The sequence below is a fragment of the Aestuariispira ectoiniformans genome (assembly GCF_025136295.1).
In the GTDB taxonomy this organism is placed as follows: Bacteria; Pseudomonadota; Alphaproteobacteria; order UBA8366; family Aestuariispiraceae; genus Aestuariispira_A; species Aestuariispira_A ectoiniformans.
On the sequence record NZ_CP062788.1, the window covers coordinates 2,136,820 to 2,159,846 of the forward strand.

Below are 23,027 nucleotides of genomic sequence, written 5' to 3' on the forward strand. Positions count from 1 at the left end.
CCTGTAAAAATCTGATTTTCTGCGGGCCGTGTCCTCTCAGGGGCGCGGCCCGTGTTCCAGATAGGTGTTCAGCACGACATAGGATCGCGTGCTCTTGACGCCATGCAGCTGATAAATGTGATAGAGCAGGTTCTCCAGTGCTTTCGTATCGGCTGCCCGAACCTTCAACAACATGCAGGTATCTCCGGCAACGGAATGGATCTCCTCCACTTCCGGTAGGTCGGACAATTCCATAAGGGCCTCTGTTTTGCCCCAGCCTTCGGAATCAATATGGACAAAGGCCAACAGGCCGCGCCCGATTTTTTCACCGTCTATGGCAATGGTCGTTTTTTTGATGACGCCGTTTTTGCGGAGCTTCTTGACCCGTTCGTGAACGGCAGGGGCTGAAAGATGCAACTGTTCGCCCAAAGCGGCATAGCTTTGCAACGCATCCTCTTCCAGCAGGCCTAATAATTTTCGGTCGGTATCGTCTATCATCGCTTTCCTAATGCCATCTTGCTGAATGGTATTCGTTTTTCAGCACTGGTTGGATAATGTCCTTGTGTTTCGAACGTCATAAGGAGATTTATAAGTTAGATGAAATCATATTCAGTGGTGTCTGTTCAATGCCTTTGCAGGTTTGGTTGTTGTTGATCTGTGTCGCGACTGTCGGCTCGAACTCGCTTGTTCTGAGCCCGATCCTGAGTGATGTGGCCCACGCCTTCGGATCGTCGGCGGCGGAAGTTGCCCGTGCGGCAGCGGCCTATGGTGGGGCAACGGCCTTGTCGGCGCTGGTGTTCGGGCGATTGACCGATGTCCTCGGCGGGCGCAAGGCGCTGACAATCGGTTTGGCAGCACTAACTGCCGGGATGGCGCTTTGTGCCGTTTCCTGGCGATGGGAAATCCTGGCTCTGGGACAGGGGCTGGCCGGGCTCGGCGGGGGCATTCTTCTGCCCGGTGCCTATGCCATGGCGGCGAAGGTTGCTCCGGAAGGGGAGGAGGCCCGCGTGATGGGCCGGGTGCTGACCGGGTGGTCTGTGTCCTTGGTTGCGGGCGTCCCTACGTCTGCACTGATCACCGACCTTCTCGGCTGGCAGTCTGTATTTATCCTTCTGGGCGCAATCGCCTTTCTTGTCCTGCTTTGCTGTCAGACCCTGCCACGCAATGGCGGCGGTGCGGTACAGGAACGCGGATTGGCGCTGTTTTCCCTGATGCGGCTGCCCATGGTACTGCCGCTGCTTTTCATTTGCCTCGCCTTCATGTCGTCCTTCTACGGTGTTTACGCCTTCCTGGGGGACCATATGCGCGTCACGCTCGGTTTGTCGGCCAGTCAGGCGGGGCTTATCGTTCTGGTCTATGGGGTGGGCTTCGGGGTTGCCGGGGTTGGAGACAGACTTATTGACCGTTATGGCGCGCGGCGTCTGTTTCCGGTGATCCTGGCGGTGCTATCGCTTGTCTACATCGGGATGTTGCTGGCAATGACGTCGCTGGTGGCAATGCTGCTGGTCAGCTTCCTCTGGGGGTTCGTGAACCATTTCTGCGTCAATATCCTGATCCTGCTGCTCAGTCGCGCTGGCGGAAATCGGCGGGCGGCGTTGCTTGGCGTTAACAGCGCGGTGACCTATTTGGGCGCAATGATCGGGGCTACCCTGTTTGGCGAAGTTTATACCGCATACAGTTTTGGTGCCCTGGCGGTCATGGCATCGGTATTCCTGGTGGCTGCGGCATTCGTCGCCGCATTTGTCGGTCTCCGTATTCCCGGTGCCAATAGTTCAGTTCGTCCTTAAGTAATTCCAAAATGGTGCATGGCAGTATGCGGGAGATTCGGTTAATCTCCCACTATGACATTGAGACGCCACCTATATTCCATCCTTGAAGGCCGCGAGCAGAGCAGCCGCCTCGGACTAATTCTCGACTGGATCATCGTGAGTCTGATCCTGGTCAGTGTTGTATCGGTCATGCTGGAAACTGTGATCGGCTACGAAGACAAATATGGCCACTGGTTCCATCTGGTCGAAGTCTGCTCCGTCGTCGCCTTCACCATCGAATATGTCCTCAGGCTTTGGGTGGCCGTTGAAGAACCGGCGCATCGGGGGCATCCCTCCTGGAAAGCACGGTTACAATATATGATCCGCCCGCTGGCACTTATTGACCTGTTGGCGATTGCGCCGTTCTATCTCGCCATGGCGGGGGTGTTTGCCGGTACGGACCTGTTGCTGCTGCGGTTGATTCGTTTGCTGCGAATTTTGAAACTGGCGCATTATTCCCGGGCAATCGGGACGTTTCTGGGCGTTCTACAGGCGGAATGGCGGGCGCTGGCCTTTGCGTTCAGCATGGTGGCGATCATGCTGGTCCTGTCATCCGCACTGATCTACCATTTCGAGCGTTCGGTCCAGCCCGAAGCCTTCAGTTCCATCCCGCAGGCCCTGTGGTGGGCGATGGCGACCATGACGACTGTGGGGTACGGTGACATTGTGCCGGTTACGCCGGAAGGCCGGATGATCGGGGGGCTGGTGATGTTGACGGGCATCGGGCTGTTCGGTCTGTGGACCGGTATCATCGCCTCGGGCTTCACAGAAGAAATCCGCAAACGCAGCTTCATCATCAATTGGGATCTGGTGGCGTCGGTTCCCTTGTTCCAGGACCTTTCGGCCGCCCAGATCGGCCAGATCGTGCGGCTATTGCATCCGCTTGAAGTGCCGCCACGTTACGCGGTTGTCCGGCGTGGGGAAGAAGTCAGCGGGTTGTATTTCATCGTTGCCGGACAGCTGGAGGCGGATTTGCCGTCGGGACCTTTCCGCTTGCAGACGGGGGATCATTTCGGCGAACTGGCGCTGCTGTCAGGCAGCCGGACACCGGCGACGATTGTCTCCTTGTCCGCGGCCAGACTTATGGTGCTGGAGGAAGAGGATTTTCATGAATTGATGGAAGCCCATCCACAGTTGCGGGAAGAATTACAGGCCACGGCGGAGGCACGCAGTCACTGGGTCATGCTGGACCAGGGGCTTCCGCTGGAAAACCTGAGGCGGGGGAAATCCTGACCGTATGGCGCTTGAGCTTACGTCGGGAGTTCACCATACTGGCGCTGCCCCTGGCTGGCCAAATCACGAGAAAATATAAACAGTGGGTTTGAAAAATGCGTTTCGAAGGCACCGACAACTATGTCGCCACCGAAGATTTGAAAGTGGCGGTGAATGCGGCAATCACCCTGCAGCGGCCCTTGCTGATCAAGGGGGAACCCGGCACCGGCAAGACGGTGCTGGCACAGGAAGTCGCCCGTGGCCTGAACCGCCCGTTGCTGGAATGGCATATAAAATCGACAACCAAGGCACAGCAGGGCCTGTATGAATATGATGCGGTAAGCCGCCTGCGCGACAGCCAGTTGGGCGATGACCGCGTACATGACATTGGCAATTACATTATCCGGGGTAAGCTCTGGGAAGCCTTTGAAGCAGAGGAACCGCCGATCCTTCTGATCGACGAGATCGATAAGGCGGATATTGAATTCCCCAATGATCTGTTGCTGGAACTCGACCGGATGGAGTTCTTCGTCTATGAGACGAAACAGCGTGTGCAGGCCAGAAACCGCCCCGTTGTCATTATTACCTCGAATAATGAAAAGGAACTGCCAGACGCTTTCCTGCGCCGCTGTTTCTTCCACTATATCCAGTTTCCCGACCGTGAGACGATGCAGCAGATCGTCGATGTGCATTTCCCGGATATCAAACAAAGCCTGGTGCGGGAGGCACTCACCGTCTTTTATGAAGTCCGCGAGATCAACGGCCTGAAAAAACGCCCCTCCACATCGGAGCTTCTGGACTGGATCAAATTGCTTATGGCTGAGGATGTGCCTGCGGACGTCTTGCGGGAAAGCGATGCGACCAAAGCGATTCCGCCGCTACACGGCGCATTGCTGAAAAACGAGCAGGACGTGCATCTGTTTGAACGCCTGGCCTTCATGGCGCGCCAGCGTGGGCGTTAGGCTTCTTTTGCCAGCGCCAGGAAGGCCCGGACCAAACGCAGGTTCTCCCGGCGTTTCAGGTAGAGCAGATAATCGGTCAGCGGCTTTTCCGCCTCAATAACAGGCACAACCCTGACCCGTCTGTCCTGAGGCATTTCAGCATCCAGCACCAGTCCGTATCCGAGGCCGTTTGCGACCATCTCGAAAACGGCCTCGCGGCTTTCCGCTGTTATCCTTATGGGAAGGTCGGCGCCGTGCTCTTCGCAAAGGTTTCGCACCTGGCGTCTCGTTCCGGACCCAGTCTCCCGGGCAACAAGGTCAAATCCGGACAAGTTCTTCAGGGAGACGGGGCCCGCAGGCAGCGGAAAGTCCCGATGACAGATCGCGACTAGGCGTTGTTGGGCAAGGGGCTGACGTCCAAGCAGCGAGTGTTCCTCCGCCTCGGTCTGAACAGCCAGGTCGGCGTTTTCTGAGAGGATAAGATCCCGGACGACCTGGTAGTTGCCAGGAATGATACGTAAATCAATGCCGGGGAATTTTTCCCGGAATCGTGCCAGGACGGGCGCGATGCTGTAGGGGCTGCCGACGCAAATCCGCAATGTGCCGCTTTGCAGGCCTTGCTCTGCCGCCAAAACTTCGGCGGCTTCTTCTTCCAGTGTGAACAGTTTTTGGCTGACGGCTGCAAGTTTTTCACCGGCTTCGGTGAGCGTGATGCTGCGTCCCTGCCGATGAAACAGGGCAACGCCATGCCTTTCTTCCAGCGCCGTAATACTGGCCGTTACTGCGGGCTGGGTGATGCAAAGGCGTTCTGCGGCTTTTGTGAAGCTGCCTTCGCGGGCGACTGCATGAAAGGCACGGAGCTGGGTTAGATTCATAAATAATCTTTTCTTATGATTGTCCAAATTAAATCAATTGGATTTATATCATTATCTCTCACAGTTTCCATATATTGATAGAATTGTGAGGGACGAGGGATAATGACGCAGACAGCGGCGCAAAACATGCCGGCAGGGGCGGAGGGGGACGTCAATCATTCTCCGAGAAGAAAGGCCTGGGCGGAAAGAAATCTGGATGACGGGGCGATGGACCTCCTGCGCCGTGACGCCGATGTTTTCCTGCATCAGTCGGTGTCGACCCCTTGCCTGTCGGTTATACGCCGGGCCGAGGGACTGTGGGTAGAGGATAACCAGGGCCGCCGCTACATGGATTTCCACGGCAATAATGTCCACCATATCGGATATGGCCATCCGCGCCTGATATCAGCGGTTCAAAGACAGATGGAAGAACTGCCTTTCGCGCCGCGCCGCTACACCTGCGAGACGGCGGTGGCGCTGGCGGAAAAACTGCGGGAAATCACGCCGGGCGATCTGGGCAAGGTCCTGTTTGCGACCGGCGGATCGGATGCGGTGGAAATTGCGCTACGCCTTGCGCGTATTGCCACGGGCCGTTTCAAGACATTGTCGTTCTGGGATGCCTTTCATGGGGCAGGTTTTGGCGCAAGCAGTGTCGGCGGTGAGGAAATGTTCCGGGGAGGCCCTCATGGTCCGCTGTTGCCGGGGGCGGAGCATGTGCCGCCCTTTGGTGATTACCGCAACGCCTGGGGGGTGACAGAGGGCAGCGGCGACCTCTGCGCCAGCCAGATTCGCTATGTGTTGGAAAAGGAAGGGGACATCGGGGCGGTTATTGCGGAGCCGACGCGCGCGGTGCCCTATATCCCTCCGGCGGGTTTCTGGCAGAAAGTGCGCAAGGCCTGCAATGACGCGGGCGCCTTGCTGATCTTCGATGAAATCCCGACGGGTTTGGGGAAAACGGGCCGGATGTTCTCCTGTGAATATGAGGAGGTTGTCCCCGATATCATGGTTTTGGGGAAAAGCCTGGGGGGTGGATTACTGCCGATCTCTGCGGTGGTCTGCAGGCCGGGTCTGGATGTGGCCGGGCATTATGCAATCGGGCATTACACCCATGAGAAAAACCCCGTGACCGCCCGCGCCGCGCTGACGACGATCGAGATTATCGAAGACGAGGATTTGGTTACGAATGCGGCCCGGATGGGCGAGATCGCCCTGGAAAGGTTGCACGATATGATGGATCGTCATCCGCTGATTGGCGATATACGCGGTCGGGGATGCCTTTTCGGGGCGGAACTGGTGCTGGACCGGGACAGTCGTGAACCGGCGCGTGAGGCGGCGGATACGGTCCTATACCGGGCGCTTGAACGGGGGGTGAGCTTCAAGACAACAATGGGCAATGTGCTGACATTCACGCCGCCGCTGATTGTCACTGAGGGCCAGATGCATGAGGCAATGTCGATTATTGAAGACTGCATTGCCGGTGTAGAGCGGGATATCGGATTGGCATAAAAAAGGCGAGACAATGTCCCGCCTTTTTTTGTTACCGGCTGATCCGAATGGGTGGCATCTGTATCATGCCCACATTCGTTTGCAGGGCTGACAGGTCACCCAGAACAGCCTCGGCCTGGGCCTTGACAGTTGACTGGACGGCGGATGCCGCAACCAGTTCCAACGGGTTTTCAGCGCTCAGCAGATGCTGCAGCTCCTCCAGCAGGGTTGGCGGATGTGGGAGAAGGGTGAAGGAAAGTTTTGCCCCCTCGTCCAGTTTCAGCAGACGACGCAGGGCTGCTTTTGCCTCCGGCAGGCCGCCCAGTTCATCAACAAGACCGACCTGCAGGGCATCTTCCCCGGTCCAGATTCGGCCACGTGCAGCGCGGTCGATACCGGCTTTGTCCAGCCCGCGGTTATCCGCCGCCTTGCTGGTGAAGTCGTCATAGACAAAATCGAGGAACTGCCGGAATTTGACCAGTTCCTGGTCTGAGAAGTCGGTAACCATACTCCACATCCCGGCATTCTTGCCGGTTTGCACGCGTTCCCATTTGACGCCAAGCTTGTCCCAAAGCGCCTGTGTCACGAATTTACCGGCATAAACACCGATGGAACCGGTCAGTGTTCCCGGCTGGGCGATAACATGATCCGCGCCCATGGAGACGAAATAGCCCCCGCTGGCGGCCATGTCGGTCATTTGCGCCACCACGGGCTTACCGGCCTCGCGAAGGCGCTGTACCTCACGCCAGACCATGTCGGACTGCGCATAGGCGCCCCCCGGGCTGTCCACACGCAGGAGGACGGCCTGGATTTTATCGTCTTCGCGCGCCGTGCGCAGGGCGTCGGCAACAAGATACGGGTCGAAGGTCTTGTCATCCCAAAGTCCCTTGCCGTCACCGTTGGGCACGATTGCGCCGACACCCTGGATCAGGGCGATCTCCGTGCCGCTATCTGCGTTGTCGTCTGCTTCACCCGCCAATGCGGCCAGATAGGCGGCGGGGGATATGGGGGTATAGTCGCCGTCTTTGCCGACGCCAGCCTCCGCACGCAGGTGGTCTTCAAATTCATCACGATAGGCAATGCGGTCGATCAGGCCGTCTTTCAGCGCATCCTCTGCGAGATAGGGGCCGTTATCCACGAGATTGCGTAACCGGCCTTGCAGTTGGGGGCGGTCGGTTTCCGTGTCCCGAACGATCTGGGCCATCCATCCGTCGACCATTTGCTCAAGGGACTGGCGTACGGGCACGGACATGCCTGTACGCGTAAACGGATCTGCGCCGCCCTTGAATTCCTGGCGTTGTTCAAAGCGGGCCTCGATATTCAGCTTGTCCAGGGCCTTTGCAAAATAGGGTGTTTCCAACGCAAGACCTGTGAGGCCGACACCGCCGGAAGGCTGCAGCCAGACCTGTTCAAAGGCGGTTGCCGTATAATAGTCCAGGGTGCCGCCCCCAAAGCTGCCCAGGTCTTCGGCGTAGGCAATGGTCATTTTGCCGGATTTGCGGAAATCTGCTATGGCGTCGCGTAATTCCTGAATATGGGCCGTGCCCAGGCTGCCATATCCGACCAGGGCAACGACGCCGGTGATCCGCGGGTCGTCCTTGGCCTTCTCTATGGCGTTGAGATGCTCAAGAAAAGTTGCTTGCGGGGCTTCCTGGGAGAAGGGTGTCGGCGCATGAGGTTTTTCCGGAACCGGAGCTGTCAGGTCCAGCCACAAATAGGCCTGATCGGGCATTTGCGGTGGCTCTTTTTCGTAGCGCAGGACGAGGATGGCAACAGCGACTGTTCCAATGATGACAAGGCCGCCCAGGGCAGCGAAAAGCCAAAGAAAGAAACGACCGAGATTTCGCATGAAAAATATAGGCTCCTATGCTCGGGTCAGCGGTTCATGGCGTGATAGTCCGGGTTGGGCATCATATCCAGGCCATGTGCCATCCGGTTGGTATAGTTGAAAAAGCCGACAGTCTCGCAGATGTCGAAATAGTCTTCCTGAGTGAAACCGGCATCAAGCAAAGCCTGCCGGTCCGCATCAGTGGTTTTGGCCGGGAATTCCGTCATGGCCCAGGCAAAGTTCAGCATGGCCCGATGGCGGTCGGAGAGGGGCGCGATGCGGTAGTTCATCACCAGCATTTCCCCCAGTTGCGGATCGTCGCTGAGTGCGCGGACCGCCTGACCATGGGCGACAAGGCAGTAATAGCAGCGGTTGCAGGAACTGACCACGACCGCGATCATCTCGCGTTCCAGTTTGGTGAGGCCGGAGTCGGACAGCATGATTTCATTATAGCTGTCGATAAATTTTCGAAGCCGTTGTGGGCGGAAGGAATAGGACCGCAGGACATTTGGCACCAACCCCAGCTTTTCTTCACAGATGCGGAAATACTTTTGAAGGTCTGCATCCAACTCATCGGTGTCGGGCACCGGCAGGATATGGATATGCTCTGGCTGCGGCATGCTACTCCCTTTTCGCGAAACTATTATTTTGTCGCTTGTCTATATAGGGATCGCCCCCATTGATTTTAACTGACCAGCCCGTCGTCATTGTGATGGCGAAGGGCCGCGTTATCCAGGCCCATGATGATGCGTTCCAGCAGCGTTTTCGGCATGATCGGTTTGGGCAGAACCGAATCGGCCCCGGATCGGATAGCCTCCAGAATAGCCCCCTGATCCTCGACACCGGTCACCATGATAATCGGCAGGTCGCGTGGCACATCATCATTGTCTTCGCTCAGACGCAGGGTCTGGACGAATTCAATACCACCCATCGGTTTCATATTGATATCAACCAGCGCGAAATCGGGCCGGTACTGCCTGAGCTGGGCCAGGGCCTCCCGCCCGTCTGCAACTTCCCGGATTTCGGCAACGGCAACGGTCCGCAAGATGGACTTTATCAGGCGGCGCATTGGCTCATGGTCGTCGACGACCAGGGCCTTTGTTCCCTTGAACCGTGTCAAATCCACGATTGTTCCCCCGCGACGTGTCGGTCAATCATATCAGGTGCGGGCAATTTGTTAAATTATTCCGCATCGGTCCGGCCTGCGTAAATAAGGAATTCGACATTACCCTGTGGCCCGGTGATGGGGCTTTCGGTAATGCCGACGGTATGCCAGCCTTCCTGCGTATCAATCCAGTTCTTAACTTCTTCGCAGACGGCTGCGTGGAGTTCAGGGTCGCGAACAACGCCGCCTTTGCCCACCTGGCCTTTACCCACTTGGAACTGCGGCTTGATCAGCGCGACCAGCCAGGCACCCGGGCGGGTGAGGGACATGGCAGCCGGCAAGACCTTTTCCAGACCGATGAAACTGGCATCGCAGACAACCGCGTCGATCGGGTCGGGAATGATCTCGGTGGTCAGGTGGCGGGCGTTTGTTTCTTCCAGGACAACAACGCGATCATCCTGCCGCAGGTTCCAGTGAAGCTGCCCGCGCCCGACATCAACGGCATAGACCTTGGCCGCCCCGTTCTGTAACAGCACATCGGTAAAGCCGCCTGTGGATGCGCCGACGTCGATTGCGGTGATACCAGTCGGATCAAGGTCGAATTCCTTCAGGCCCTTTTCCAGTTTCAGGCCGCCACGACTGACCCAGGGGTGATCCTGTCCCCGGACTTCCAGCGGTTTGTCGTCGGCCAGTTTGTCGCCCGGTTTCTGGACCCGTTGTTCCCCGGTGAACACCTTACCCGCCATGATCAGTGCCTGCGCCTTCGTGCGGCTCTCAACCAACCCACGGTCGACCAACAACTGGTCAACGCGTTGCTTCTTTGGCTTGCTCGGTTTGTTCGTCTGGGTCATGGCATCCAAATTATATCCTGTTTCGGGTGAGATAGCGGAAACGAAGCGAGAAAGCCAGCGCCGTAAGCACAAGACCGGTCGCCAGTCCCCACCAGATGCCGACAGCGCCCCATTCAAAAACAAAACCAAACAGGACAGCCACGCTCATGCCGAAGACCCAATAGGTCACCACGGCGATGAGGGTTGGCACCTTCATATCCGACATGCCGTGCAGGATACCGGACATCACCAGTTGAAGACCGTCGAATATCTGGAATACGGCGGCGACGGTGATCAGGGATACCGCAAGCAGGATCACCTGCGGGGCATTCGCCGTGCCGGGGTCAATGAATACGGCGGCCAGACGATCAGGGATCGCCAGGAAAATAATAGCCGAGGTGACCATAATGCACAGCGAAAGTACAAGGGCGGCATAGGCCGCACGATGAATGCCATTTCCATCCTTGGCGCCAAAGGCATAACCCACGCGTGCAACCGCGGCATCGGCGAGCCCAATGGACCCCATGAAGGAGATGGACGTCAGGTTGAGGGCAATGGCGTGAGCGGCGACCTCACGTGGCCCCAGCAGGCCCATCAGCATGGTTGCCGCCGAAAACAGGCCTTCTTCCATGAGAAGCTGCAGGGAAATCGGCCAGCCCATGGCAAAGAAATTGCGGTAGGTTTGCCAGTCCGGCCGCCAAATGCGGGCGAATATCCGATAGCGGCGAAAGGGTTTGCGGAAGGCCGTTACGGCGATCATAGCCAACAGCATCAGAATGTTGACGATAGTGCTTGCCACGCCTGCACCGCGCATCCCCATTTCCGGCAATCCGAAATTGCCGAATATCAGTCCGTAATCCAGGACGATATTCACCGCAACCGCGCCCCACATGATCAGCATTGCGGCAGTCGGGTGACCCAGCGTGATCAGGAAACAACGCAGTGCGACATAGGCGATCGCCGGTAAAAGGCTCCACATGAAAAAATGCATATAGGGGGCTGACAGTGCCACCAGGTCCGGGGACTGGCGCAAAAGCAGCAGAATGTCGTCGATATGCCACAGGACGAAATAACCGGGTATGGCCATTGTCACTGCAACCCATAGCCCTTGCCGGATCACCCGGCGCATCTGCCTCGGTTGTTTGGCTCCACGTGCCTGGGAGGCAAGCGGCGTCGCCGGAAGGACGATCCCCAGAGCAAAGAGGAAGACGATCAGATAAACGGCAATGGCCAGACTGCCTGCGGCAATCTGATTGGGGCCCAAGCGGCCGATCATGATGACGTCGGTAATGCCGATTGCCATCTGCCCCAGATAGCTGAGCGACAGGGGCCAGGCGATCTTGAAAGTCGCATGGAAGTCCTCAGCACCCGGACGGCGACCCTTCTTGGAGGGCGACTGACCGGTCCGATTTGTCTTTTCCAAGCGCTGCAACATCTTTCTCACCCTGATTTCGAAGTGGCGAAGCGGTAACTCCCACAACGATTGCAGCCGCCGGTGGAGGGATATTGATTGGGATTAAATATGCTGATTCTGCGCAGCCAACACGCGAAAGCCGGGAAAGCTAGCAACTATACTGGCAATTGGAAAGGCAATTCAGCCGTTTTCCTCCGGCATTGCGGGGCGGTGGCTGGGTTTGGATATGAGGTAGGCTGCCACGGCCAGCATCACAATCCCGGTTCCAACCAGGGACCAGACGGGCGGTTTGAAAAAGATTGCGGTAATCGTCAGCCCACCCGCCATGGCGACACAGGCCCAGATCTTGCCCCATAGAGGGATCACGCGATAACGGTCCCAGTCACGCAGGAGGGGGCCGTAAATCCTATGATGATAGAGCCAGTTGTGAAACCGCTCGGAACTTCTGGAAAAGGCCCAAAGTGCAACAATCAGGAATGGCACCGTCGGCATGATCGGAAGAAAGGCACCGACAATCCCCAGACCTGTGCTGATCAACCCGATCAAGAGATAGATCAGCCGTATGGTTGCACGTGTCATTTGTCGAGCCTAAGCAATTCACGAGGAATGTCAGAGATTGCGATTGACCGGCCCGATGTCAAGGTCAGGCGCGGGCCGGTTTGTTACCCGTCTTGGACGCCTGTTTTTCCATGGCCTCTACCGCTGTGCGGACGATTGCAGCCGCATCCAGGCCCGCCCATTCAAGCTGTCTTGCAGGCGATGCCTGATCGAGGAATTCATCGGGCATGAACATAGGCCGGACGGTCAGGTCCCGCGTCAGGTCATTGCGCAGCAGATAGTCGCTGACCATGCTGGCAAAGCCACCGATGGAGCCTTCTTCGACGGTAATCAGCAACTCATGGTTTTCAGCCAGTTTGTGAATCAGGTCCGTATCAAGGGGTTTGGCAAAGCGGGCATCGGCCACTGTCACGCTGAACCCGCGGTTCTGGAGTTCGTCCGCGGCATCCAGGGCATCTGCCAGTCGGCTGCCCAAGGACAGGATAGCGATGGTCTTGCCTTCGCGAAGTACACGGCCCTTCCCGATTTCCAGGATTTCCGGTTCTTCGGGCATCTCGACACCGACACCTTCGCCACGCGGATAGCGGAAGGCGCTTGGCCGGTCGTCTATGGCCGCGGCGGTGGCTGTCATATGGACCAGTTCGGCTTCATCTGCCGGCGCCATCACCACGAAATCCGGCAGGCAGCATAGATAGGTGAGGTCGAAGGCACCGCAATGGGTGGAGCCGTCGGCGCCGACAAACCCCGCACGGTCGATGGCAAAACGCACGGGCAACTTCTGGATTGCAACGTCATGCACAACCTGATCGTAGCCACGCTGCAAGAAGGTGGAATAGATCGCGGCAAAAGGCTTGTATCCTTCTGTCGCCATGCCTGCGGCGAAGGTGACTGCATGCTGTTCGGCGATGCCGACGTCAAAGGTCCGCTCCGGATGCGCCTTTTCAAAGAGATTGATCCCGGTGCCCGAGGGCATGGCCGCCGTGATGGCGACGATCTTGTCGTCCTTGTCGGCCAGTTTGGTCAACGTCTGCCCGAACACACCTGTGTACGACGGCGCATTGGGCTTGGCTTTATGCTGTGCGCCAGTGACCACGTCAAAACGGGAGACGCCGTGATATTTGTCGGCGGCTTCTTCCGCCGGTTTGTAGCCTTTACCTTTCTGGGTCACCACGTGGACCAGGAAGGGACCGCGTTCTTCCGCATCTCGGACATTCTTCAGAATCGGCAGCAGATGTTCCATATTGTGGCCGTCGATCGGGCCGACATAATAGAACCCCATTTCCTCGAACAAGGTGCCGCCGGTGACAAAACCGCGTGCAAATTCTTCTGCCTTGGCCGCCGCTTTTTCCATCGGTTCCGGGAATTTATGGGCCAACCACTTGGCTGCCTCCCGCAGCGAGAGATAAGGCTTGGAAGACAGCAGCTTGGACAGATAAGCGCTCATCGCGCCAACCGGCGGTGCGATGGACATGTCGTTGTCGTTCAGGATCACGACCAGACGCGAATTGGTGGCGCCTGCATTGTTCATTGCCTCATAGGCCATGCCCGCGCTCATGGCGCCGTCGCCGATGACGGCAATGACGGTATTGTCCACGCCTGCGAGGTCGCTGGCCACAGCCATGCCCAGACCTGCAGAGATCGAAGTGGAACTGTGAGCAGCGCCGAAGGGATCGTATTCGCTTTCAGAGCGTTTGGTAAAGCCGCTCAACCCACCTTCCTGACGTAGGGTGCGGATACGGTCGCGGCGTCCGGTCAGAATCTTGTGCGGATAGCATTGATGCCCGACGTCCCAGATCAACCGGTCGTCCGGCGTGTTGAAGACATGATGCAAGGCGACGGTCAATTCGACAACGCCAAGGCCCGCCCCCAGATGGCCGCCCGTGTGGGACACCGCATGCACGGTTTCCGAGCGCAATTCATCCGCAAGCTGTTGAAGCTTGCTTTCATCTACCTTGCGAAGGTCTTCAGGTAGCTTGACCTGATCCAAAAGGGGCGTTTCCAGTTTCACTTTATACTCTCCCCGTTTTACGGGTGCTGAGACAAGACAATCTTGAGGATGTTAGTTGCGGCGCTCGACGACGAATTGCGCCACCATCCGTAAGAAGTCTGCCTTTTCGTCGAAAATAGCAAGATGGTCAACTGCCTGCTTTGCCAGCAGTGCGGCCTGCTCACGCGCGCGTTCCGGCCCCAGAATGGAAACGAAGGTGGCTTTCCCTCTGTTCTCATCCTTGCCGACGGCCTTGCCCGTTTCTTCTTCTGAGCCTTCCACGTCCAACAAGTCGTCGGCGATCTGGAAGGCCAGGCCCAGGTCCTGGCTATAGCCACGCAGGGCTTCGCTGGCCTTTTCCGGGGCGTTGCCCATGATCGCACCTGCCTGACAGGAAAACTCGATCAGGCGGCCGGTTTTGAGGCGTTGCAGGCGTGTAATGGCGGTAATGTCCACATCCGTCTGCTGTTCCGCCCGCAGGTCGATCATCTGGCCGCCGACCATGCCGTGGCTGCCGGATGCCCTGGCCAGGGCATGGACCAGCTCACAGCGCACACGCGGATTGTCATGGGTATCCGGGTGGGCGAGGACTTCAAATGCCATGGTCAGCAAGGCATCGCCTGCCAGAATGGCGGTTGCTTCGTCGTATTCCCTGTGGACGGTCGGCTTGCCACGGCGCAAGTCGTCGTCATCCATGGCTGGCAGATCGTCATGGATCAGGGAATAGCAATGCACCATTTCGACGGCTGCGGCGGCGCGCAGGGCGCATGTTTCACCGACGGAAAAAAGCCTGGCGCTTTCGGTCAGCAGGAAAGGACGAAGCCGTTTGCCGCCGTCCAGGCTGCCATGCCGCATCGCCGAGATCAGGCGCAATTCAGGTGCTTCGTCCGACGCAAGAAGCCGTTCAATTTCCGATTCGACCGCACTGGCGGTTCCGGCCATTGCTTTTGTTAGCGCATCCATGAAATCCGGTAGCCTGTTTTTTTTACTGATTTGGAATTTGATAGATTAACCGATATCGGTCTCGTTGGCATCAACCGCGCCGTCCGGACCCAGAGATATCTTTTCCACACGCATCCGCGCTTCTGCCAGCTTCTTCTCGCAATGCCGTTTCAGGGCAGCCCCCCGTTCATAGGCATTAATCGACTCGTCCAGCGAGACACTGCCGCTTTCCAGGGCTTTGACGATTGTTTCCAATTCCTGCAGCGCCTGTTCGAAGCCCATGGCGTCAATGGCGGTGGCGTCTTTGTCGGCCATCTAAAACTCCTTCCACTTTTGGGCGCGGAGTTTATTCCCTTCCTCAGGGTAGGCCAAGGGGAAGTTCACGGAAATCTTTCACAGTTGCAATGGGCTACTTGAAACCCGGAATGATGATCTTACCTATTTAATGCGATCAATTATGAATTGCAAAAATTTGAGCATTAATCATTAAGATTCCAGGATTTGAAATGTCTCAGAGTGAACCGGAAAATACGGCGCGGTTGGGTGCTGTGAACCAGAAAATCGTCGCTGACGGGGAAAGTCTGCCTGTCGTGAAGCTGAAGGATGGCAGCAATGTGCAGACCGGGACGGTTGCCACGATGCTGGTCAACATCGGGCTGTATAACGATGGCGCGCGTGGTCAGGTGGAGCGTGAACTGGAAATGGCGGTGCCGACCCTTGTTAAAGTCGGCCTGTTTGACCTGTTTCACCCGGATGAATGGGCGAAGGGGGACAATCCCGGACGGCGTTTCGTAGGCGACGCCGCGAAGACATATTTGCAGGAAAGCGGTTCAACCGAATGAAGAACCGAAAAGACCCTGGCCTGCGACGGTCAGGGTCTTTGTTCAGGCAGCGCGGCGACTACAGGAAGCTGCAAATCTCGTCGAGAGGCTTCTTGTGGGTGGCATGTTCCGGCACTGTTGCGTCTTCGGCCGGATAGCCCGCGACCAACAGAATATAGGGGCGCTCGTTGTCCGGGCGTTTGCAGATTTTATTCAGGAAATTCATTGGATTGGGTGTGTGCGTCAGGGTTGCAAGTCCGGCATGGTGCAGGGCGGCAATCAGGAAGCCGGTTGCGATGTTGACCGATTCCGGCACATAGTAGTTCTTAACCTTTTCGCCATTCTCACCAACGCTGTAGCGTTCACCAAAAATAGCGATCAGCCAGGGTGCGGTTTCCAGAAACGGCTTATTGGCGTCGGTGCCAAGCGGCTCCAGGGCGTGAAGCCATTCTGTCCCTGCTTTTCCTGCATAAAAAGCGCGTTCTTCCTCTTCCGCTGCCGCGCGAATTTCCGTACGAAGCGGGCCCTTGCCTATGACGGTGAAATGCCAGGGTTGCTGGTTCGCGCCATTGGGGGCGGTGCCTGCGGTTTTCAGGCAGGTCTCGATAATCTCCCGCGGGACGGGACGGTCGGCGAAGTCGCGGACCGTGCGGCGGCGACGTAGACTTTCATAGAATTCCTCGGCCCGGCGGGTCATCTCTTCTACTGGATATTCCCGGAATTCGCTAAGTGGGAGGTAGGTCGGGGTGGTCATCATACCTGTCCTGATGCTGTTTCTTATGATTGAACCTTATGTAAACAGAAAATAATTGAATATTCAACTAAATACGGGAAAAAGTCTTTGCTGGGTATATGTGCGGGCTTGCCTGACGGAAATACGGCGCGCAAACTGTTGCTATGACAATAGTTTACACACATGAAGCCTGCCTGCGGCATGATATGGGGGAGGGGCATCCGGAACAGCCTGCACGGCTGCGTGTGGTGCTGGATGCGTTGAAAACTCCCGATTTCGACGAGTTGGAGTGGCGTGAGGCACCTCGTGCGACCAGGGAGCAGATTGCAACCGTGCATCCGGCGCATTATGTGGATGAGATTCTGGCAGCCATCCCTGAACACGGTCTGCGTTACCTCGACGGGGATACCAGCGTCTGCCCGGACAGCGGCGAGGCGGCATTGCGGGCGGCGGGCAGTGTCGTCGCGGCGGTGGATGCCGTTATGGCGGGGGATGACGAGACTGTCTTTTGCGCGGTTCGCCCGCCGGGGCACCACGCAGAGCCGGAACATGCGATGGGCTTTTGCCTGTTTAATAACGTTGCAATCGGGGCGGCCCATGCCCGTGATCAATACGGCCTGAAACATATTGCGGTTGTCGATTTCGATGTTCATCACGGCAACGGCACGCAGGCGATGTTTGAAAATGAGCCATACTGGTTCTACGGCTCAATTCACCAGAGCCCGCTATACCCCGGAACTGGCAAAGCGAATGAAACGGGCGTTGCGCATAATATTCAGAACCTGCTTCTGCCGCCGATGTCCGGCAGCGGAGAATTTCGTTTGGCAGCGGAGAGATATCTGCTGCCGGCGCTGTTGGAATTTCGGCCGGATTTATTGTTTGTTTCCGCCGGGTTCGACGCCCATGAAGGGGATCCTCTGGCGCAGTTGAACCTGCAGGATGACGATTTCGAATGGATCACGAAAGAGTTGAAGAATATAGCAAGACAAACCTCTGACGGACGGATAATCTCTGTCCTGGAAGGAGGCTATGACCTCCCGGCGCTGGCGAGTTCTTCTGCTGCCCATGTGAAGGCGCTGATGTTAGACTAGAATGGCTTTTTGTATGGGGGACGACGTGATCCGGAAGTATATCTGGGGCCTTGCTGCAGTGATGACAGCATTCCTGGGCCAGGCAGCCCTGGCGCAGGATGATCGCCCTGCGCTGGTTGAGGTTGACCCTGTCCGTGTTGAAACCTTGTCCCAAACCATGCCGGTTATCGGTCGCTTTGTTGCCCGTCAGCGGGGGAATGTCGCTGCCGCCACGGCAGGGCCGGTGGTTTCGGTCCTTGTCGAGGTGGGGGACCGCGTCAAGCAAGGCGATCCGCTCGTCGCCCTCGACAAGGAAAAGCTGAGTGAAACCCGCAACCTCCAGGCGGCGGCGCTGGACGAGGCCAAGGCGGCTGTAAATACTGCCCGGGAATCGCTCAATCTTGCTCGTCAGGAGTTCAAGCGACTGGAACGCTTGAAAGGGTCCGCGGCCTTCTCCAAGGCCCGTCTTGATGACAAGAGGCAGGAGGTTGCGCGCTATTCCTCCGAGGTTGTCGAGGCACAGGCGGCGGTTGCGCGCGCCAAGGCAACTCTGGCCCTTGCGGACATCGACCTGGACCGGTCTACAATCAAGGCACCCTACAACGGCGTTGTGGTCGAGCGTCAGGTGGAGCGTGGCGCCTATGTCAGTGTTGGTCAGGATATCGTGACACTGGTGAACGATGAAGAGATGGAAATCGAGGCAGATATTCCTGCCGACCGGATTTCCGGGCTGACGCCGGGACGTGTCGTACAGGTCAGCCTTGGCAATGGAAGCCATTATCCTGCCGCCGTGCGGGCCGTTATTCCTGAGGAAAATGCCCTGACCAGAACCAGGGCGGTTCGCTTTATACCCGCATTCGACGGTGAGGAGCCCCTGACGTTGGCAGCCGGGCAGTCGGTCACGGTTTTGGCCCCGGTTGGAACGGCCCGGAAGATATTATCCGTTCATAAGGATTCCGTTCTTCCCAAAGGAGACGAGGATTTTGTCTTCGTCGTTGAGGATGGTCATGCTGTTCAGCGCCGGGTGGCGCTGGGCGAAGCCGTGGGTAACCGATTTGAGGTTCTCAGCGGCCTGGTCCAGGGAGAGATCGTGATCATGCGTGGTAATGAGCGTGTCGTGCCGGGTCAGGCGGTGACATACCCAAAGCCGGATCGCAGTGAACAGGAGGGTGCTAAAATGGCGCCCAAGGCCGGAGAGGCCGGGGGCTGACGGACAGCCGGGCCTCCCAAGTTTTCTCTTTTGTGGCAGACGTCCTTTAATGCGGGGATAGTAAGACCGTGAACCTGATTGGAATTTCAATTGAACGCCCGGTGGCGGTTCTGGCTGTCGTCGCCATGGCGATCCTGTTCGGGATTGTTGCCCTTCACACAATCCCCATTCAACTTGCACCCGACGTGTCCCGCCCGGTGATTACGATCCGCACCAATTGGCCCGGTGCCGCCCCCGTTGAGGTCGAACGCGAAATCATCAACGAGCAGGAAGACGTCCTGAAAGGCCTCGAAGGCCTGAAGTCCATGCGTAGCCGGGCATCCAACGGGCAGGGGTCCATCACCCTGGAATTCGGTATCGGTCAGGATATGGGCCGCGCCCTGCTGCTGACGGCCAATCGCCTTGATCGCGTCAGCAGCTATCCCGACGAAGTGGACGAACCGACCCTGCGGACCGTGGGCTCGGAAGACAACGCCATCGCCTGGTTCAGGATCAGCAAGGCAGCGGGTAATACCACGCCTATCGGCGAGTTTCGGGATTTTGCCGTTGATGTCGTCAAGGAACGGCTTGAACGTGTTCCGGGTGTCAGTGAAGTCAATGTCTATGGCGGCGGCGAGCGTGAAATGCAGGTGGTGGTGGAACCTAGCCTGCTGGCGCAATACGGCCTTACGGTTTCCGAAGTGGTGGACAGTCTGCGCGCTGCCAATTCCTCTGTCACCGGCGGCAAGGTGGATGAAGGCAAGCGCCGATATACTGTGCGGACCGACAATGAATTCACCTCGCTCGATATGGTGCGCAACGTGGTGCTGCGTACCGAACGCGATGCGGCGACCGGTCGCGTGGCCCGCGTAACCGTTGGCGATGTGGCTGATGTTTCCTTCGGATATAAGGAGCCCGGCGCGACCTTGCGATCCAACGGGCAGGAGACGCTGGCGGTCAACGCGACCCGTGAGACGGGCGCCAATGTCATCGAGGTCATGGCGGGCATCCGCGAGGCGATGGCGGACCTGAACGCCCATGCGCTGCCGAACCGGGGCCTCGTCATGAAGCAGATTTATGACGAAACCGTCTATATCGATTCCGCGATCGACCTTGTGATCCAGAATATCTGGGTCGGCGGTATTCTGGCCGTTGTTATCCTGTTGATTTTCCTGCGTTCGATCCGTGCGACGCTGGTCGTTGCCCTGGCAATTCCGGTGTCCGTCATTGCATCCTTTGTGGCGATGGCTTTCCTCGGGCGGTCCTTGAATGTGGTCAGTCTGGCCGGTATTGCCTTTGCAGTCGGGATGGTGGTGGATGCCGCCATCGTCGTTTTGGAGAATATCTATCGCCTGCGGCAGCAGGGGATACCGATCCTTGAGGCGGCATACAAAGGCGCTGCCCAGGTTTGGGGGGCAATTCTGGTTTCGGCCCTGACGACGGTGATGGTGTTCATTCCGATCCTGATCATGGACCTGGAAGTCGGACAGCTGTTCCGCGATATCGCCGTTGCGATTTCCGTTTCGGTGATGTTTTCCCTGCTGGTCTCCATCACGGTTATTCCGGCGCTGGCCAACCGGTTGCTTGCCCATGATGTCGGCGACCCGAACCGGAAGCTCGTCAAGCTGCCCTTTGTCGATGGATTTGGACGACTGTTCATGCGTGCCACGCGCGGTATTGCCGAAGCTGTCGTTGCCAGCCGCCGGCTGGCAATTTCCATCGTCGTGATTGTAACTGTCGTCGCGACAGGTACGACGATTATCCTTTTGCCCAAGCTTGAATATCTGCCGGAAGGCAACCGTAACTTCGTCTTCGGTATGATTTTCCCGCCACCGGGCTATAACCTTGATACCATGACGGAAATTGCGGAACGCGTCGAAGGCGCGGTAAAGCCGCTGTGGGCGGATGTGTCCGGTCCGAAGGCGGAGGAAGGCCAGCCGCCAAAGATCAACAACTTCTTCTTTGTGGCGACGGATACGAGGACCTTTATCGGTGCGGATTCCGTTGAGGAGACCCGTGCCGGAGATTTGATCCCCGCCCTGACCCGACCGATTTTCAAGGAGCCAGGCACCTACGGCTTTTTCACCCAGCCCTCTATCTTCGGGCGCGGTGTCGGCGGGACGCGGTCCATTGATCTGGATATCAGCGGCCCGGACCTGGAACAGGTGATTGCCGTTGCGCAACGCGCCGCAGGCATGGTGACAGCGAATTTCCCGCGCGAAGAAGGGAACCAGCTTCGCCCCCGGCCGGGTCTGGAATTGGGCGCGCCGGAAGTCCGTATTCTCCCCAACCCTGTCTATCTCAGCGATAACGGTGTTTCCGCGCGGGAGCTTGGGGTGACGGTCGATGCCTTCAATGACGGCATGCGTGTCGACGAAATTTCCATCGGTGGCAAACTGACTGACCTGATGCTGAAGGGGCCGGACGGCTATAATGAAACAACCCAGGGCATTGAGAACCTGCCTGTTGTAACCCAGTCCGGGGTGATCTTGCCGGCCAGTTCCCTTGCCGATATCCGCGTTACAGCGGGGCCAACGGAAATCCGCCATATCGAGCGTGCCAGAACGGTAACTCTGCAAATCCGCCCGACGAACCGCATTGCGTTGGAAGCCGCCCTTGACCAGATACGGGCCAAGGTTATCGCGCCTTTGGAAAAAGAGGGGCTGCCGGACGGTATGACCCTGCGCATGCGCGGTACGGCGGAAAAGCTTGATGCGACCTGGAAGGAGATGCGTGTCGACCTGCTCGTGGCTTTGGTGATCGTCTATCTCGTCATGGCGATCCTGTTCGAGAGCTTCCTTTATCCGTTGATCATCATGCTTGCCGTGCCGCTGGCTGCTGCCGGTGGCCTTGTCGGGTTTTGGCTGTTGTCCCTCTGGAAATTCCAGACCTTCAATATGCTGACCGTTTTGGGCTTTGTGATTTTGATCGGGATTGTTGTGAACAATGCGATTCTGGTCGTCCATCAGACATTGCATCATATCCGTCATGAAGGCTATGCACCGCGTGCAGCCGTGGTCGAAGCCACCTGCAACCGCGTCAGGCCGATCTTCATGTCCACCCTGACCAGTGTCTTCGGTATGTTGCCGTTGATCTTGTTCCCGGGGGCCGGTTCAGAAATCTATGCGGGGCTTGGGTCGGTGGTTGTCGGTGGTTTGTCTTTGTCGGCTGTTTTGACGCTTGGGATCGTGCCGCCTCTTTTGGCGTTGGTGGTGCCGTTGGTCGAGAAACGTCACCCTATCCGGGAGGCCAAAGCAGCAGAGTAAATCTGCGGTTTTTTTGCTTTTGAACGATAGAAAACCGGACCCGGTGGATGTTTGCCACGGTTTTACCCGAATTTTGACAAAAAATGACTTAAATCGCTTGCGAATGTTTTTGACCGGTGTGGTATCTGGGTGTAAAAGTTTCGTCCCGGATACTGGGTGGGTGCAGGAGCGTCAGAAGGCGTTCGGAAATCGCAGAAAGTAAAATGATAAAAGTATCAATGTGAGGTCAGTTTATGACGCCGGCGGAAATGGAAGATAACGTAAAGCACGCCAGCACACTTCTGAAGGCTATGAGCAATGAAAAACGCCTGATGATTCTGTGCTATCTGGGACAGGAAGAAATGTCTGTTGGCGCGCTGGAGAAATTGGTCGGGCTGAGCCAGTCCGCCCTGTCGCAGCATCTTGCCCGTTTGCGTCGTGACGGCTTTGTCCAAACCCGGCGGGAAGCACAGACAATTTATTATTCCCTCAAAGGGGAAGAGACCGAAATCGTCATCGGGGCGCTGAAGCAGCTTTATTGCTAGGCCCCGACGTAGTCTGACTGGTAGCTTCATCGCATTGGCCGCAGGGATGCGTCGGCAGTCCCTGCGCAATCCAGCCCGGTAAGGGCCCCCGCCCCAACATACCCGCCTTCACATTGGCAACATTGCTGAAGCCATTGGCAGATAGGAAATGCTGTGCCCAGGCGGAACGGCTTCCGCTTGCGCAGATCACGGCAATCGGCCGGTCCAATTTTCCATCAACGAGATGTTTGACGGCCTCAAGAAATCCTGTGGGGCCGTCCTGACGGTGCATGGTTAACGGTATGACGCCTTTTCCCACGCCGGTGCTGTGCCATTCCGCAGGGCGGCGGATATCTAAAATGAGGCGGCTGCCTTTCTGACCTTGCTGGAAAGCTTCCTGGGGTGTCAGGACGGTCTCGTCCTGCCCGGCATGGCTGCTGTTTGAGGTCACGATTGAAAGGGCCAGGATAAGGCCGGCAACCGATAGGATGTGTATTACAAT

The 23,027-nt window shown here is 57.4% G+C and carries 22 protein-coding genes; 9 read left to right on the forward strand and 13 right to left on the reverse strand.

Annotation, left to right across the window (positions count from 1 at the left end):
- Positions 1-36: 36 nt before the first annotated feature.
- The gene (locus tag IF205_RS10200) at positions 37-477 is read right to left on the reverse strand and encodes an Lrp/AsnC family transcriptional regulator (RefSeq protein WP_259783181.1); all 441 of its coding nucleotides are present in this window, start codon (positions 475-477) and stop codon (positions 37-39) included.
- A 128-nt stretch (positions 478-605) separates the two neighbouring features.
- Here IF205_RS10200 and IF205_RS10205 point away from each other — a divergent pair, with 128 nt between their 5' ends.
- The 3 genes from IF205_RS10205 (at position 606) to IF205_RS10215 (ending at position 3,961) form a co-directional block, all read left to right on the forward strand.
- Entirely contained in the window at positions 606-1,766 is a 1,161-nt protein-coding gene (locus tag IF205_RS10205) for an MFS transporter (protein ID WP_259783182.1), read from the forward strand.
- Positions 1,767-1,820: 54 nt separating this feature from the next.
- Entirely contained in the window at positions 1,821-3,020 is a 1,200-nt protein-coding gene (locus IF205_RS10210) for a cyclic nucleotide-gated ion channel (RefSeq protein ID WP_259783183.1), read from the forward strand.
- Between the two features lie 95 nt (positions 3,021-3,115).
- The gene (locus tag IF205_RS10215) at positions 3,116-3,961 is read left to right on the forward strand and encodes an AAA family ATPase (protein ID WP_259783184.1); all 846 of its coding nucleotides are present in this window, start codon (positions 3,116-3,118) and stop codon (positions 3,959-3,961) included.
- Here the strand turns inward: IF205_RS10215 and IF205_RS10220 are convergent.
- A complete protein-coding gene (locus IF205_RS10220) occupies positions 3,958-4,815 on the reverse strand; it encodes a LysR substrate-binding domain-containing protein (protein WP_259783185.1) in 858 nt (285 codons plus the stop codon). The two genes, IF205_RS10215 and IF205_RS10220, sit on opposite strands and share 4 nt — an antisense overlap.
- Positions 4,816-4,917: 102 nt before the next feature.
- Here IF205_RS10220 and pbfA point away from each other — a divergent pair, with 102 nt between their 5' ends.
- Positions 4,918-6,300, forward strand: a complete 1,383-nt coding sequence (gene pbfA / locus IF205_RS10225) for a (R)-1-hydroxy-2-aminoethylphosphonate ammonia-lyase (RefSeq protein ID WP_259783186.1) — start codon at positions 4,918-4,920, stop codon at positions 6,298-6,300.
- A 31-nt stretch (positions 6,301-6,331) separates the two neighbouring features.
- Here pbfA and sppA read toward each other — a convergent pair whose 3' ends face one another.
- The 9 genes from sppA to IF205_RS10270 form a co-directional block, all read right to left on the reverse strand.
- Entirely contained in the window at positions 6,332-8,128 is a 1,797-nt protein-coding gene (gene sppA, locus IF205_RS10230; RefSeq protein ID WP_259783187.1) for a signal peptide peptidase SppA, read from the reverse strand.
- Between the two features lie 26 nt (positions 8,129-8,154).
- Positions 8,155-8,727, reverse strand: coding sequence for a peroxidase-related enzyme (locus tag IF205_RS10235; protein ID WP_259783188.1), 573 nt, complete (start codon positions 8,725-8,727; stop codon positions 8,155-8,157).
- A gap of 65 nt (positions 8,728-8,792) precedes the next feature.
- Entirely contained in the window at positions 8,793-9,233 is a 441-nt protein-coding gene (locus IF205_RS10240) for a response regulator (protein WP_259783189.1), read from the reverse strand.
- A gap of 56 nt (positions 9,234-9,289) precedes the next feature.
- Positions 9,290-10,063, reverse strand: coding sequence for a TlyA family RNA methyltransferase (locus IF205_RS10245; protein WP_259783190.1), 774 nt, complete (start codon positions 10,061-10,063; stop codon positions 9,290-9,292).
- 10 nt (positions 10,064-10,073) lie between these two features.
- Entirely contained in the window at positions 10,074-11,477 is a 1,404-nt protein-coding gene (locus IF205_RS10250) for an MATE family efflux transporter (RefSeq protein ID WP_259783191.1), read from the reverse strand.
- A gap of 159 nt (positions 11,478-11,636) precedes the next feature.
- The gene (locus IF205_RS10255; protein ID WP_259783192.1) at positions 11,637-12,035 is read right to left on the reverse strand and encodes a YbaN family protein; all 399 of its coding nucleotides are present in this window, start codon (positions 12,033-12,035) and stop codon (positions 11,637-11,639) included.
- Between the two features lie 64 nt (positions 12,036-12,099).
- Positions 12,100-14,022: a 1-deoxy-D-xylulose-5-phosphate synthase gene (gene dxs / locus IF205_RS10260; protein ID WP_259783193.1), complete on the reverse strand. Its 1,923-nt coding sequence runs from the start codon at positions 14,020-14,022 to the stop codon at positions 12,100-12,102.
- A 51-nt stretch (positions 14,023-14,073) separates the two neighbouring features.
- A complete protein-coding gene (locus tag IF205_RS10265) occupies positions 14,074-14,964 on the reverse strand; it encodes a polyprenyl synthetase family protein (RefSeq protein WP_259783194.1) in 891 nt (296 codons plus the stop codon).
- A gap of 45 nt (positions 14,965-15,009) precedes the next feature.
- Complete coding sequence (locus IF205_RS10270) at positions 15,010-15,258, reverse strand: exodeoxyribonuclease VII small subunit (protein WP_259783195.1); 249 nt, start codon at positions 15,256-15,258, stop codon at positions 15,010-15,012.
- 191 nt (positions 15,259-15,449) lie between these two features.
- Here IF205_RS10270 and IF205_RS10275 point away from each other — a divergent pair, with 191 nt between their 5' ends.
- Positions 15,450-15,785, forward strand: coding sequence for a DUF7709 family protein (locus IF205_RS10275; RefSeq protein WP_259783196.1), 336 nt, complete (start codon positions 15,450-15,452; stop codon positions 15,783-15,785).
- A gap of 58 nt (positions 15,786-15,843) precedes the next feature.
- Here the strand turns inward: IF205_RS10275 and IF205_RS10280 are convergent, their stop codons facing one another.
- The gene (locus tag IF205_RS10280; protein WP_259783197.1) at positions 15,844-16,521 is read right to left on the reverse strand and encodes a nitroreductase family protein; all 678 of its coding nucleotides are present in this window, start codon (positions 16,519-16,521) and stop codon (positions 15,844-15,846) included.
- Between the two features lie 140 nt (positions 16,522-16,661).
- Here IF205_RS10280 and IF205_RS10285 point away from each other — a divergent pair, with 140 nt between their 5' ends.
- The 4 genes from IF205_RS10285 to IF205_RS10300 all read left to right on the forward strand — a co-directional run bounded on the left by IF205_RS10285 (position 16,662) and on the right by IF205_RS10300 (position 22,546).
- Positions 16,662-17,588, forward strand: a complete 927-nt coding sequence (locus IF205_RS10285) for a histone deacetylase family protein (protein WP_259783198.1) — start codon at positions 16,662-16,664, stop codon at positions 17,586-17,588.
- A 13-nt stretch (positions 17,589-17,601) separates the two neighbouring features.
- Positions 17,602-18,777, forward strand: coding sequence for an efflux RND transporter periplasmic adaptor subunit (locus IF205_RS10290; RefSeq protein WP_259783199.1), 1,176 nt, complete (start codon positions 17,602-17,604; stop codon positions 18,775-18,777).
- 68 nt (positions 18,778-18,845) lie between these two features.
- On the forward strand, positions 18,846-22,022 hold the full coding sequence (locus IF205_RS10295) for an efflux RND transporter permease subunit (RefSeq protein ID WP_259783200.1): 3,177 nt from the start codon (positions 18,846-18,848) through the stop codon (positions 22,020-22,022).
- Positions 22,023-22,255: 233 nt separating this feature from the next.
- A complete protein-coding gene (locus IF205_RS10300; protein ID WP_259783201.1) occupies positions 22,256-22,546 on the forward strand; it encodes an ArsR/SmtB family transcription factor in 291 nt (96 codons plus the stop codon).
- Here the strand turns inward: IF205_RS10300 and IF205_RS10305 are convergent.
- A complete protein-coding gene (locus IF205_RS10305; protein WP_259783202.1) occupies positions 22,515-22,976 on the reverse strand; it encodes a rhodanese-like domain-containing protein in 462 nt (153 codons plus the stop codon). The genes IF205_RS10300 and IF205_RS10305 overlap by 32 nt on opposite strands.
- Positions 22,977-23,027 lie beyond the last annotated feature (51 nt).

Coding starts and splice junctions, on each gene's coding strand:
- IF205_RS10255 (WP_259783192.1), bottom strand. CDS start 12,035: ATGACACGTGCAACCATACGGCTGATCTATCTCTTGATCGGGTTGATC.
- IF205_RS10220 (WP_259783185.1), bottom strand. CDS start 4,815: ATGAATCTAACCCAGCTCCGTGCCTTTCATGCAGTCGCCCGCGAAGGC.
- pbfA (WP_259783186.1), top strand. CDS start 4,918: ATGACGCAGACAGCGGCGCAAAACATGCCGGCAGGGGCGGAGGGGGAC.
- IF205_RS10285 (WP_259783198.1), top strand. CDS start 16,662: ATGACAATAGTTTACACACATGAAGCCTGCCTGCGGCATGATATGGGG.
- IF205_RS10210 (WP_259783183.1), top strand. CDS start 1,821: ATGACATTGAGACGCCACCTATATTCCATCCTTGAAGGCCGCGAGCAG.
- sppA (WP_259783187.1), bottom strand. CDS start 8,128: ATGCGAAATCTCGGTCGTTTCTTTCTTTGGCTTTTCGCTGCCCTGGGC.
- IF205_RS10290 (WP_259783199.1), top strand. CDS start 17,602: ATGGGGGACGACGTGATCCGGAAGTATATCTGGGGCCTTGCTGCAGTG.
- IF205_RS10235 (WP_259783188.1), bottom strand. CDS start 8,727: ATGCCGCAGCCAGAGCATATCCATATCCTGCCGGTGCCCGACACCGAT.
- IF205_RS10280 (WP_259783197.1), bottom strand. CDS start 16,521: ATGATGACCACCCCGACCTACCTCCCACTTAGCGAATTCCGGGAATAT.
- IF205_RS10245 (WP_259783190.1), bottom strand. CDS start 10,063: ATGACCCAGACGAACAAACCGAGCAAGCCAAAGAAGCAACGCGTTGAC.
- IF205_RS10250 (WP_259783191.1), bottom strand. CDS start 11,477: ATGTTGCAGCGCTTGGAAAAGACAAATCGGACCGGTCAGTCGCCCTCC.
- IF205_RS10200 (WP_259783181.1), bottom strand. CDS start 477: ATGATAGACGATACCGACCGAAAATTATTAGGCCTGCTGGAAGAGGAT.
- IF205_RS10300 (WP_259783201.1), top strand. CDS start 22,256: ATGACGCCGGCGGAAATGGAAGATAACGTAAAGCACGCCAGCACACTT.
- IF205_RS10270 (WP_259783195.1), bottom strand. CDS start 15,258: ATGGCCGACAAAGACGCCACCGCCATTGACGCCATGGGCTTCGAACAG.
- IF205_RS10265 (WP_259783194.1), bottom strand. CDS start 14,964: ATGGATGCGCTAACAAAAGCAATGGCCGGAACCGCCAGTGCGGTCGAA.
- IF205_RS10205 (WP_259783182.1), top strand. CDS start 606: ATGCCTTTGCAGGTTTGGTTGTTGTTGATCTGTGTCGCGACTGTCGGC.
- IF205_RS10215 (WP_259783184.1), top strand. CDS start 3,116: ATGCGTTTCGAAGGCACCGACAACTATGTCGCCACCGAAGATTTGAAA.
- IF205_RS10275 (WP_259783196.1), top strand. CDS start 15,450: ATGTCTCAGAGTGAACCGGAAAATACGGCGCGGTTGGGTGCTGTGAAC.